Below are 11,628 nucleotides of genomic sequence, written 5' to 3' on the forward strand. Positions count from 1 at the left end.
GGGGGGGGGGGCCACGGGGCCCCCGCCCGACGACTTTGTCGGGGCATACTTCCCGGGCGTGAGCGATCTCCTCCGGCGACCCGCCCTGATCTCCGTCCTGCTCGGCGCGGGAGCCGCGCTCGCGGCCTGCGGCGGTGACGCGTCGGTCAGCACCCCTCCGCCCAGCACCCCCCCGCCCTCGGTCGCCCCCGGCGCCCTGCAGCCGGGCTCGCGCCTGAACGGCGATACATTCACCGCCGCGATCCCGGTGGACTGGTCGGTCAAGCCGACCGCGACCCCCAGCTCGGGCGGTCCCCAGTCGGCGACGGTGCGGCAGACCGAGGTCGACTCGCCGCCGCGCGACGCCGCGATCATCATCCTCGAGTACCCCAACTCGATCTTCCCCGCGGCGACCCTCCAGGAGAGCCTCGACGACTTCGTCGCACGGGTTGTCACCCTGCCCACCGGGTCGGCGAGCCCCCAGGCGGTGCAGCCGAAGACCCACATCAAGGTCGCCGGGGAGGACGGGGTGGTGCTCGCCTTCCAGGACGTCTACAAGGGGACGCCTGGCTACACCAAGGTGGCCGTGTTCCGCCACGCCCAGGTGGTGTACGTGCTCACCCTGGGGACGAAGCCGACGCTCGCGCCCTCGTACGGGCCGGCGCTCGACACCGTGCTCAGCACCTGGGCCTGGAAGTAGGACCGGCGGCGCCCGGCTCCGGTGGTGGAGCCAGGGGGGCTCGAACCCCCGACCTCTTGCATGCCATGCAAGCGCTCTCCCAGCTGAGCTATGGCCCCGCCCCGGATGATACCGACGCCGGCGGCGCCCGCGTCACCCCCCGTGATGCGCGGCGGGCGCCGGGGCCGCCCCGCCCCCCGGACGGCGGGGCGGATGCAGTGGACGGAGCCTTTGGCGCTCCGCAACACACTGTTTGCAAACGCCTCGACCGATGGGAGACAATCGCCGTGGCCGCCTGCGTCCAATGCGCGCGCGCTGACGCGACCAGAGACCATCTTCCCGCGCGCTCCATGAGGGGCTTGTACGCACATGGCTCGCACGCGTTCGACCACGGCCACGCCTCGCACCCCGCGGACCACCACCACCCGCAGTCGGCGTGACGCCACCCAGGGCTCGGTGCTGGTCCAGACCGCCGAGCGGATGGTCGGCCAGATCGAGACGCTGGTGGCGGAGATCGAGGCGCTTCGCGCCGACAACGAGGGGCTGCGCGCCGAGCTGCGCGACGCCGTGTCCATGCTCGAGCGCGCCAGCAGGGCGCTCGGCGACGCCGGCACCGCGGGGCGGCGGGGTGGCCGGCGCCGCGCCGGAGCCGCCGAGCCCGAGCCGGCGCGGCGCGGGGTGCGTCGCGCCGGGGTGCGCGCGGCGGCGCCGCGGGTGCGCAGGACCCGCGGCCGTGCCACCCCCGAGGGGGTGACGCCCCAGGTGGTCCACGCGGTGATCGCCAAGATCGGCGGCGAGGCCACCGCGGCCGAGATCGCCGCCGAGATCACCCGCAACGGCGTCCCGGTGTCGGGGCGGGCGGTGCGCTTCCTCGCCGAGCGTGCCGGTGCCCAGACCGTCGTCGGAGAGGACGGCCAGCGCCGCTACCGGGTCTGACCAGGATCCAGGTGTCCCCGCTGCGCTGACCCGCAGAACGGCCGGTGGTTGCACCGCGCCTGAGCTGTCGCTAGTATACAAACTCGTATGTTCGCTACAGCAGGACCACGACGATGGGGGGTGGCGGCGGCGGTGGCCGGGCTGGCCGCCCTGCTCGCCGTCGCCGCGGTGCTCCTCCGCGCCGGAGGTGGCTCGGGGGCGGTGCCGGTGGCGGCGCCGGCAGCCCTCGGCGAGCCGCTCGACGTCCCCGCCGCGGCCGCGGCGCTGGTGCACGTCAGCGGCGCCGTCACCCACCCCGGGCTCTACCGGCTCAGCGGCGGAGCCCGGGTGGCCGACGCGGTCGCAGCCGCCGGGGGGATCACCGCCGACGCCGATCCGGGGCGGCTCCCCGACCTCGCCGCACCGGTGCACGACGGCCGCCAGGTGAACGTCCCCTTCCGCCGCACCGCCGGGTCCGCCGCCGGGGCGCGGCTCGACCTCAACACCGCGTCGGTCGACGAGCTGCGCGACCTGCCGGCGATGCCCGCCGGCCTCGCCGCGGCGATCGTCGAGTCCCGCGCCCGGTGGGGGCCGTTCGCCGCGGTCTCCGAGCTGCGCACCCGGCTCGGGGTCGACGCCGCCACCGTCGCCGCGCTCCGCCCCCACCTGCTGGTGCGGCGGTGAGCCCCGCGGTGGGGGAGGGCGCGCTCCCCGCGGTGCTCGTCGCCGGCGCCCTCGCCACCGGGGTGTCGCTCGCCGCGGTCGGCGCCCTGCCCGCCGTCGTGCCACCGGCGACCGCGCTCGCCGGCGGCGGCGCCGGGGTGACCGCGGCGCTGACCACGCGGCGGCCGCGGGCGTGGGCGCTGGCCGCCGTCGCCCTCCTCGCCGCGGCGGCGGGAATGGTCCGTGGCACCGAGGCGCCGGCTGCGACCCGCCTGCCCATCGCCGCGGGCGCGGTGGTGCTGGTGGGGACGGTCCGGGATGCGCCGGTGGGCCACCGCGCCGAGGCGCTCGTCACCGTCGACGCCGAGCGGCTGGCCGGCGCCGGTGGCGAGGGGCGGGTCGGCGGCGGGGTGCTCGCCGCCCTGCCCGGCCACCCGGATCTCGCCGCCGGCGACCGGGTCCGCCTCGAGGCCGCGGCGCTGCGGCTCCCCGGTGAGCGTTCCGGGCCCACCTCGGCGGCCGCGCTGCAGCGCGACGGGGTGGCCGCGGTGGCGGTCTCCCCCCGCCTGGTCCGCCTCGCCCACGGCCGGCCCGGCCCGGCCCGCGCGCTCGCCGCGCTGCGCGGCCGCATCGCCGCCACCGTCGGCGCGGCGCTGCCCCCGGTGACCGCCACCCTGCTCCTGGAGATCGCCTTCGGCATCCACGGCACCCTCCCCCCGGACACCGCCGCCGCGCTCCGCGACGCCGGCCTCGTCCATCTGGTCGCGACCTCCGGGTTGAAGGTCGCGATCGTGATCGGCCTGCTCACCCGGCTGGCCGCCGGGCTCTCCCTCGGGCCACGGCGCCGGCTGCTCCTGATCGGGCCGGCGGTCGCCCTCTACGTCGCCATCGCCGGGGGCGGGGCGGCGGCGCTGCGCAGCGCCCTGATGGCGGGCGCCGCACTCCTGGTCCACGGCACCGGCCGGCGGCTCCAGCCGCTGGCGCTGCTCGCCGCCACCGCGGCGCTGCTGCTCGCCGCCGATCCCGGGCTCTGTGCCGACCCCGGCTTCCAGCTCTCGTTCCTCGGCACCCTCGGCATCCTGCTGTTGGCCGGGCCGCTGACCGCGCGGCTGCCGGGGCCGCGCTGGCTGGCCGAGCCCTTCGCGGTCACCGTCGCCGCCCAGGCGGCCACCGTCCCGGTGATGGCCTCCACCTTCGGGGTGCTCGCGCTCGCCGCCCCCCTCGCCAACGCGCTGGTGATCCCCGCGGTCCCGCTCCTCGTCGTCCTCGGCTGGGCGGGCGCGGCGGTGGCGACGGCAGTGCCGGCGCTGGGCTGGGCGCCGCTCGCCGCCGCCGGCCTGCTGATCAGCGGCATCGGCCTGGTCGCGCGCGCCGTCGCGGCGATGCCCGGCTCGGCGCTCCACCTCGGCGCCTGGCCCCGGGCCTGGACCTGGGCGCTGCTCGCCGGCCTCGGCGCCGGCGGTCTGGGGCTGGTGGCGGCGCTCCGGCTGCGCCTGCCCGCGACGATCACATCTCCGAGCCGCACCCAGGCCCGGCTGGCCGCCGCCGCCGCCGCGGTGGTGGTGGCGGCGGCCACCCTGCTGCTGCTCTCCGGCCCCGACGGTCGCCTGCACCTCGTGGTGCTCGACACCGGCGGGTCGGAGGCCACGCTGGTGCGCGCCGGCGACGGCGCCACCGCCCTGGTCGACGGCGGCTCCGACCCGACCCGGCTGCTCGGCGCCCTCGGGCACGCCCTGCCGCCGCTCACCCGCAGCCTCGACCTGGTGGTGCTCAGCGGCGGCGACCGCACCACCGTTGCCGGGCTCGCCGGCCTCCCCGGAGGCTACCGCGCCGGTGCGGTGGTGGTGCCCGCGGCGCCGCTGGGCCGGGGCGCCGAGCAGGCGGTCGACGGGCTGCGCGCCGGCGGCGCCACCGTGGTGCGGATGCCCGCCGGCCGGCCGTGGAGCTGGCACGGCACGGTGTGGCGGCTGCTCGTCCCCACACCTCCGGACCGGGGCCCGGTCACCGGCGCCGTGCAGGTGGCCGGCGGCGGCGGCGTCGCGCTCGTCCTCGGGGCGCTGCCGCCGCCCGGGCAGGACGAGCTCGCCGCGGTCGCGGGCGGCTCGCTCGCCGCCGAGCTGCTGGTCGCCCCGGCGCGCGGCGCGGTCGCACCGGCTCTGCTCGCCGCCGCCCATCCCCGGCTGCTCGCCGTCCCCAGCGCACGGGCGCCACGGCTCCCCTCGGCGCCGGGGGCGGGGGTGCGCTCCACCGCGATCGACGGCAGCCTCGAGTACGTGGGCGGCCCCGGCGGCCTGGAGCCGTCGTGACCACGGACGGCCGCGGAGACCACCTTTAATGCGAGGGATGGCGCTGGCTGCCGACCAACTCCTCGACGGGCTTCGCCTCCACTTCGGGCACGACCACTTCCGGGCCGGCCAGCGCGAGGTGGTCGAGGCCGTGCGCGACGGTCGCGACGCCATGGTGGTGATGCCCACCGGCGGCGGCAAGTCGCTCTGCTACCAGCTGCCCGCGGTGCTCTCCGAGGCGCCGACGGTGGTGGTCTCACCGCTGATCGCGCTGATGAAGGACCAGATCGACGCCCTGCTGCAGCTCGGCGTCGAGGCGGCGGCGCTGCACTCCAACCTCGACGCCGCCGAGCAGCGGCGGATCGAGCGCGCCTACCGCGGGGGCACCCTGCGGCTGCTCTATGTCGCCCCCGAGCGGCTGGTGCGCGCCGACCTGCGCGCCATGCTCGCCGAGCGCCGGCCCGCCCGGATCGTCGTCGACGAGGCCCACTGCATCTCCGAGTGGGGCCACGACTTCCGCCCCGACTACCTGCGCATCGGCGAGGTCGCCGCCGCCCTCGCCCCGATCCAGCTGGTCGCCTGCACCGCCACCGCCACCGCCGAGGTGCGCTCCGACGTCGCCCAGCGGCTGGGGCTGCGCGAGCCGTTCGAGGCGGTCCACGGCTTCGCCCGGCCCAACCTCCACCTCGCCGCCGAGCGGGTGCGCGACGAGAAGGCCAAGCTCGAGCGCATCGAGCAGCTGGTCGACCCCGGCGACGGCCACACCATCGTCTATGCCGGCACTCGGGCCCGGGCGGCGATCCTCGCGACCCGGCTCCAGGCCCGTCACCCCACGATGCTCTACCACGCCGAGCTCAGCGCCGAGGAGCGCACCCTCGCCCAGGAGCGCTTCGCCACCGGCGCGGTGCGGGTCGCGGTCACCACCAGCGCCTTCGGCATGGGAGTGGACATCGCCACCGTCCGCCAGGTCATCCACGCCGGCCTGCCCCTGTCGCTCGAGGAGTACTACCAGCAGGCGGGCCGGGCGGGGCGGGACGGGCTGCCGGCCAGCTGCGTGGTCGTCCACGCCTCCGCCGACCGCCGGCTCCCCGAGTTCTTCATCGAGACCGCCCACCCCGACGCGGCCACCGTGGGCGCGGTCCACCGCTCGCTGCTGGAGGAGGGATACGACCCCGGCGCCTGGCGGCGGGTGATCTCGCGCGATCCCCTGGTGCGGGCGCTGCCCGACCGCGCCGGCGACGCCGTCCGCGAGCTGCTCCGGGACGCCGGGGTCATCCAGGGAGGGGTGGCGCTGCCGGAGGCGGCCCAGAGGCTGCGCGACGTCAACGCTCGGGTGGCCAGGCACCGCCGGGCGGCGGAGGCGCGCTTCCAGCGGTTCATGGACTACCTCGCGGGGCGCCAGTGCCGTCACCTCGACGTGGTCAGGTACTTCGGGGAGGAGGCGGCCGCGGTGGAGTGCGGCGACCGCTGCGACGTCTGCACCGGCGCCGGCGCCGCCGTCACCGGGCCGCTCCTCGACGCCACCCCTGTCCGCCAGGCGCTGAGCGCCGCCGCCCGCCTTCGCGGGCGGGTGGGCCTGGTGAAGCTCGCCCGGGTGCTGGTCGGCTCGCAGAGCCGCGACCTCGCCGGCGCCTCCTCGATCCCCACCTTCGGGGCGCTGCGCGGCTGGCGCGAGGCGGACGTGGCCGAGCTGCTGCGGCGGCTCGCCGACGCCGGGGCGCTCCGGGTCGCCGGCGTCCCCTACCCGACCGTCGACATCACCCCGCAGGGGGTCGAGGCGATGCGCGGTGACCGCGTGCTGGAGATCGCCGATCCCCGGCCGGGCCGCCGCCCCGCCGCAACCAGCGGCCGGTCCGGCGCCGACACCGAGGAGCTCGACCCCGGCGCCCAGGCGGTCTTCGAACGGCTGCGCCGCTGGCGCTCCGAGGTGTCCCGCGAGCGCGACCTGCCCGCCTACATCATCTTCCCGAACAGCACCCTGGCCGAGATCGCCCGGCGCCGCCCCTCGACCCCCGACGAGCTGCGGGAGGTGCCCGGGGTGGGCGAGAAGAAGCTCGCGCTGTATGCCGGCGAGGTGCTCGGAGTGGTCGCCTCGCTGGCGGAGGCACCCTGATGGCCGCCCCCGCCGAGCTGCTGCTGGTCCACGGCGAGGAGCGCTTTCTCGTCGACCGCGAGGCACGCGCCTGGCTGGCCGCCGCCCGCGCCGCCAGCGCCAGCGACTTCAGCGTCGAGGTGATCGACGCCCCGTCGCGCCTCGACGGGCTGCGCCGGAGCCTCATCGAGGTGCCCTTCCTCGATGCCCGCCGCCACCTCCTGGTCCGCGACCCTCCCCAGCTCTCGGAGCGGCCGCGGCGCGGGGCCGACAGCGCCGAGGTGCTGGCCGGCGCCCTCGAGACCCGGGCGCCGACCACCTCGGTCTGCCTGGTCGCGCACACCAAGGTCAGTGCCGCCAACCCGGTGCTCAAGATGGTGCAGCGGCTGCGCGGGCGGATCTCCGAGCATCCGCAGCCGCGCGGCCGCGAGCTGCGCGCCTGGGTCGAGCGCCGGGTGGCGGAGCGGCGGCTGCGCCTGCCCCGCGGGGCCGTCGACCACCTCCTGCTGGTGGTCGGCGCCGACCTCGGGCGGGTGGAGAACGAGCTCGACAAGCTCGCCGCCCACTCCGGCGACGGGGCCGTCCCCACCCTCGACCAGGTCCGCACCCTCGCCGGCGGGCTCGAGCAGCTCGCCGCCTGGGACATCGTCGACCGGCTGCTGACCCCGCCTCACGTCCGCGGGGCCGCCGCCCTCGACGCGATGATCGACGACGGGGTCGCACCCCTGTACCTGCTGTCGGTGGTCGCGGGCCAGCTCCGCGAGGTGCTGGCGGCGGCGGAGGTGCTCTCCGGGGGTGGGGGCGCCGCGGCGGTGGCGGGCCGGCTGGGGCTGCCCCCCTGGCGGGCCGAGCGGCTGGCGCGGTGGGCGGGCCGGGTGAGCCCGGACCTGCTCGTCGACTGGCTCCGCGAGCTGCAGCGCCTCGACGCGGGGGTCAAGGCGGGCGAGCTCGACGACGCCTCGGGGCTGCGCAGCTTCGCCCTGCGCGCCTGCGGAGAGCTCGTCGCGGGTGGGCGGCGGCGGTGACCCTCACCTCGGGGTCACCACCGGGCCGGGCGGCGGTCGCTCAGGACTTGGTGGTCTTGCTCCCAGCCGCGGCGCGGGTGCCGGAGCGTGCCGGCGCCTTGGCGGCGGCGGCCTTGCTCGCGGCGGCCTTGCTCGCGGCCGGCTTGGCCGCGGACTTGCCCCGGGCGCGCGCCCTGCCCTTCTCCCCGCCGATCGCGGTGGCGCGGGCGGCGGCCTCGTCGCCGGACGCGGCGGCGGTGGTCAGCTTGTGGGCCATGGCCATCAGCCGCGACTTGCGGCGGTCGGCGTTGTTGCGATGGAGGATGCCCTTCTCCGCGGCGCGGTCGAGAGCCCGGACCGCGGCCAGCACCTGCTCCTGGGTCTCCGGCGCGGGGACGGTGCCGAGCAGGGCGCGGCGCGCCTTGGTGATGCTGGTCCGGACCGCCGAGCGGACCGCCCGGTTGCGGACGTGCTTGCGCTCATTGGAACGGATCCGCTTGCGCGCGGAGGCGGAATTGGCCACGGGACTCCTCAATGGTCAGGGCGCGCGTCGGCAGGTGCGCGACCGGCCGCGGGAGTATAGCAGGGGTCTCGCGACGAGTCCCCGCGGCGACGCCCGCGGGCCCGCTCCCGCTACCGTCGCGGACGTGATCGTCGTGCCCGCGGCCGCCAAGGTCAACCTCGCCCTGGAGGTCACCGGCCGCCGCGCCGACGGCTACCACGACGTCGCCACCGTGATCGTCGCCCTCGACTGGCACGACCTGGTCGGGCTGCGCCTGCGCCCGGGCTCGGGCGAGGTGTGGCTGCGGCTCGGCGGGCCGGCGGCGGAGGGGGTGCCCGAGGGGCCGGAGAACCTCGCGGTGCGCGCCGCCCTGGCGCTGGTGGAGCTGGCCGGCGGCGGGCTCGACGCCGACCTCTGGCTGGAGAAGCGGCTGCCGATCGCCGCCGGGATGGGGGGCGGCTCCGCGGACGCCGCCGCGGTGCTCCGTGCCGGCGCGACCCTGCTCCGCCGCCGGGGGCTGCCCCTGCCCGCCGGCGAGGTCGGCGCCGCCGCCGCCGCGCTCGGCAGCGACGTCCCCGCCGCGCTCGCCGGCGGGGCGGTGCTCGCCACCGGGCGGGGCGAGCGGCTGCGGCGGCTGCCATCCCCGGCGCTCCACCTCGCCGTCGCCGTCGCCGGCGCGTCGGCGACGGCGGCCGCCTACGCCGCGCTCGACGAGGCCGAGCGCCGCGGCGACGGCCGTGCCGCCCGGGTCGCCGAGCGCCTGGCCGCGGGGCTGCCTCCCGCCGGCGGCGACTGCGGCAGCGCTCTCGAGCCCGCCGCCCGCCGGGCCAGCCCGCGGCTGGGCGAGCGGCTCGCCGAGCTGCGCGCCCGGGTCGCGGGCGACTGGCACCTCACCGGCACCGGGGGCGCCGCCTTCGCCCTCGCCGGCTCCGCCGCCGCCGCCGGCGCGCTCGCCGCCGCGGCCACCGTCGCCGGGTTCCCCGCGCGCCCCTGCCGCACCGTGGCGGCGCACCCCGGCATCGACGCGAGATGAGGCCCGACCCCCGGCTCGGCGCCGCCGTGCTCGCCGGCAAGCTCGCCGCCACCGCGAGCCGCGGGCTGGGCCGGGGCGGGGGCACGACGATCCCCGGTGACGTCGCCCTCGCCATCGACCCCGAGGTGCTCGCCAAGCTCGGCGCCACCCTTCCCCGGGGCAGCGTGCTGGTCACCGGCACCAACGGCAAGACCACCACCACCGGGCTGATCGCCGCGGTGCTCGAGGCCGCCGGCGAGCGGGTGCTCACCAACGCGAGCGGCGCCAACCTCGTCTTCGGCCTGGTGGCGGCCGCGGTGGCCCAGGCCCGTCCGCTCGGCGGCGCCCGCACCGACCGCGCCGTCTTCGAGGTCGACGAGCTCTCCCTGGAGCGCGCCGTGATCGCGCTGCGGCCCCGGCTGGTGGTGGTGCTCAACCTGCTCCGCGACCAGCTCGACCGCTCCGGCGAGCTGGCCACCACCGCGCGCCGCATCGGTGAGGGGCTGCGCCGCCTGCCGCCGGACGCGCAGATCGTCGCCAACGCCGACGACCCCCTGGTGGTGGCGCAGTGCGAGGGGCTGCCCGGGGTGGTCTACATCGGGATCGACGCCGACGAGCAGCTCCTCGACGGCGTCCCCCACGCCGCCGACGCCCGCACCTGCCCGCGCTGCGCCGCCCCGCTGCACTTCGACCGGGTGGTTCTGGCCCACTGCGGCAGCTACCGCTGCACCCGCTGCGACTTCGCCCGGCCGCGCCCGGCGGTCGCGGTGCGGCGGATCGCCGCCACCGGGCTCGACAGCCAGCGGCTCGAGCTCGACGACGGCACCGAGCTGGGCGCCGCGGTGGGCGGCGTCTACAACGCCTACAACCTCGTCGCCGCTCACGCCGCGGCGATCAGCCTCGGGGTGAGCCCCGCCACCGTGGCCGCCGCGGTCGCGGGCTTCCGCCCCCGCTTCGGGCGGATGGAGCGGCTGCAGCTGCACGGCCGCGAGCTGCGCATCCTCCTCGCCAAGAACCCCGCCGGGCTCGACGTGGTGCTGCGCACCGCCGACGAGCTCGGCCACGCGCGCACCTACCTGATCGCGATCAACGACCTGGTCGCCGACGGCCGCGACGTCTCCTGGCTCTGGGACGTCGACTTCGAGCGGCTCGCCCGCTCGCCGCTGCGGCCGCACGTGATCGCCTCGGGGCGGCGCGCCCACGACCTGGCGGTGCGCCTGAAGTACGCCGGCCTGGCCGCGGAGCAGGTGACGGTCGAGCCCGACCCCGCGGCGGCGCTGCGCCTGGCCGCGGGCCGCGCCGAGCCCGGCGACGAGGTGATGGTGGTGCCCACGTACACCGCGATGCTCGAGCTCCGCGCCGTCGCCCAGCGCGCCGGCGCGGTCGGCGCCTTCTGGGAGGAGGCGAGGTGAGCCGCCGGCTGCGTCTCGGCCACCTGTACCCCCACGCGATGACCATCTACGGCGACATCGGGAACATCTGCAGCCTCCGGCGCCGCGCCGAGTGGCGGGGGATCGAGGTCGAGGTGGTGCCCATCGAGGGCGGCCCCGCCGACCTCGAGTCCTGCGACCTCCTCTTCATGGGGGGCGGGCAGGACCGCGACCAGAGCGGCATCTTCGCCGACTTCGCCGAGCACAAGCGGGGCTCGCTGGAGCGGGCGGTCGCCTCCGGGGTGGCGGTGCTCGCGGTCTGCGGCGGCTACCAGCTGCTCGGCCACGACTATGTCGACGCCGAGGGCCGGGTGCTCGAGGGCCTGGGCCTGCTCGACCTGCGCAGCCGCGCCGGCGACGACCGCTGGATCGGCAACGTGCTGGTCGACGCCGAGCCCTCGATGGGGCTGGCCCAGGCCACCCTGGTGGGCTTCGAGAACCACGGTGGCCGGACCCTCCTCGGCCCCGGGCTGCGGCCCCTCGGCCGGGTGGTCGTCGGCGGCGGCAACAACGGCGAGGACGGCGGCGAGGGCGTGGTCGCCGGCCGGCTGGTGGGGACCTACCTCCACGGCTCGCTGCTCCCCAAGAACCCGGCGCTCGCCGACTGGCTGCTGGCCGCCGCCCTCGCCCACCGCGAGGGCCGCGACACCCCCGCCGAGCTCGCCCCGCTCGACGACGTGCTCGAGGCCGCCGCCCACGCCCGCGCCACCGAGATCGCCCTCGCCGAGCGGGGGAGGGGACCGGTGGCGCGACCCCGTGCCGCCCGGCGCCCCTGAGTCGCGTCTCCGGGCCGGTACAATCGCGTCCGATGTCGCAGGCTGAGGTCACCCTGTCGCCGCCCACTCCCGAGGAGTGCGACCACCCCGCCCCCGTGGTGGGGGTGATGGCTCACGAGTTCGCCCCCTACCAGGGCGCCAAGGGCCCCGAGGGGCCGCGCCGCACCACCATGTACTACGGCCCGGTGGTCGGCGGGCTGCCGATCACGGCGTGGCACTGCGAGCGCTGCGGGCTGCTCCGCCTCGAGTATCCGGACGGCCGCCGCGAGGAGCGGCGCCTCTACCCCGGGC

10 protein-coding genes, 1 tRNA gene and 1 pseudogene are annotated in these 11,628 nt (G+C 77.8%); 10 read left to right on the forward strand and 2 right to left on the reverse strand.

Annotation, left to right across the window (positions count from 1 at the left end; genetic code table 11):
* Positions 1 to 58: 58 nt before the first annotated feature.
* Positions 59 to 679 carry a hypothetical protein gene (locus VGL20_13070; protein ID HEY2704615.1) on the forward strand — a complete coding sequence of 207 codons (621 nt, stop codon included), beginning with the start codon at positions 59 to 61 and terminating at the stop codon, positions 677 to 679.
* A 22-nt stretch (positions 680 to 701) separates the two neighbouring features.
* Here VGL20_13070 and VGL20_13075 read toward each other — a convergent pair.
* Positions 702 to 777 (reverse strand) — tRNA-Ala (locus VGL20_13075).
* A gap of 250 nt (positions 778 to 1,027) precedes the next feature.
* On the opposite strand from VGL20_13075, the gene VGL20_13080 reads away from it, so the two are divergent.
* The 5 genes from VGL20_13080 to holA all read left to right on the forward strand — a co-directional run bounded on the left by VGL20_13080 (position 1,028) and on the right by holA (position 7,638).
* The gene (locus tag VGL20_13080; GenBank protein HEY2704616.1) at positions 1,028 to 1,594 is read left to right on the forward strand and encodes a hypothetical protein; all 567 of its coding nucleotides are present in this window, start codon (positions 1,028 to 1,030) and stop codon (positions 1,592 to 1,594) included.
* A gap of 120 nt (positions 1,595 to 1,714) precedes the next feature.
* Positions 1,715 to 2,257, forward strand: coding sequence for an SLBB domain-containing protein (locus VGL20_13085; protein ID HEY2704617.1), 543 nt, complete (start codon positions 1,715 to 1,717; stop codon positions 2,255 to 2,257).
* Entirely contained in the window at positions 2,254 to 4,542 is a 2,289-nt protein-coding gene (locus VGL20_13090) for a ComEC/Rec2 family competence protein (protein HEY2704618.1), read from the forward strand. The genes VGL20_13085 and VGL20_13090 overlap by 4 nt, the downstream gene beginning before the upstream one ends.
* 37 nt (positions 4,543 to 4,579) lie before the next feature.
* Positions 4,580 to 6,634: an ATP-dependent DNA helicase RecQ gene (locus tag VGL20_13095; protein HEY2704619.1), complete on the forward strand. Its 2,055-nt coding sequence runs from the start codon at positions 4,580 to 4,582 to the stop codon at positions 6,632 to 6,634.
* A complete protein-coding gene (gene holA, locus VGL20_13100; GenBank protein HEY2704620.1) occupies positions 6,634 to 7,638 on the forward strand; it encodes a DNA polymerase III subunit delta in 1,005 nt (334 codons plus the stop codon). Before VGL20_13095 ends, holA begins: the two co-directional genes overlap by 1 nt.
* Before the next feature lie 211 nt (positions 7,639 to 7,849).
* Here holA and rpsT read toward each other — a convergent pair.
* A pseudogene (gene rpsT, locus VGL20_13105) lies at positions 7,850 to 8,140 on the reverse strand (30S ribosomal protein S20).
* Positions 8,141 to 8,264: 124 nt separating this feature from the next.
* Between rpsT and VGL20_13110 the strand changes: the two are divergent.
* The 4 genes from VGL20_13110 to VGL20_13125 all read left to right on the forward strand — a co-directional run.
* Positions 8,265 to 9,152, forward strand: coding sequence for a 4-(cytidine 5'-diphospho)-2-C-methyl-D-erythritol kinase (locus tag VGL20_13110; GenBank protein ID HEY2704621.1), 888 nt, complete (start codon positions 8,265 to 8,267; stop codon positions 9,150 to 9,152).
* Positions 9,149 to 10,543: a MurT ligase domain-containing protein gene (locus tag VGL20_13115; protein ID HEY2704622.1), complete on the forward strand. Its 1,395-nt coding sequence runs from the start codon at positions 9,149 to 9,151 to the stop codon at positions 10,541 to 10,543. Before VGL20_13110 ends, VGL20_13115 begins: the two co-directional genes overlap by 4 nt.
* A complete protein-coding gene (locus tag VGL20_13120; GenBank protein ID HEY2704623.1) occupies positions 10,540 to 11,337 on the forward strand; it encodes a glutamine amidotransferase in 798 nt (265 codons plus the stop codon). Before VGL20_13115 ends, VGL20_13120 begins: the two co-directional genes overlap by 4 nt.
* Before the next feature lie 32 nt (positions 11,338 to 11,369).
* A partial coding sequence (locus tag VGL20_13125; GenBank protein HEY2704624.1) for a hypothetical protein occupies positions 11,370 to 11,628 on the forward strand: 259 nt, incomplete at its 3' end.

The sequence above is a fragment of the Candidatus Dormiibacterota bacterium genome, assembly GCA_036495095.1.
Classification (GTDB): Bacteria; Chloroflexota; Dormibacteria; order Aeolococcales; family Aeolococcaceae; genus CF-96.

Coding starts and splice junctions, on each gene's coding strand:
- VGL20_13080 (HEY2704616.1), top strand. CDS start 1,028: ATGGCTCGCACGCGTTCGACCACGGCCACGCCTCGCACCCCGCGGACC.
- VGL20_13095 (HEY2704619.1), top strand. CDS start 4,580: ATGGCGCTGGCTGCCGACCAACTCCTCGACGGGCTTCGCCTCCACTTC.
- holA (HEY2704620.1), top strand. CDS start 6,634: ATGGCCGCCCCCGCCGAGCTGCTGCTGGTCCACGGCGAGGAGCGCTTT.
- VGL20_13115 (HEY2704622.1), top strand. CDS start 9,149: ATGAGGCCCGACCCCCGGCTCGGCGCCGCCGTGCTCGCCGGCAAGCTC.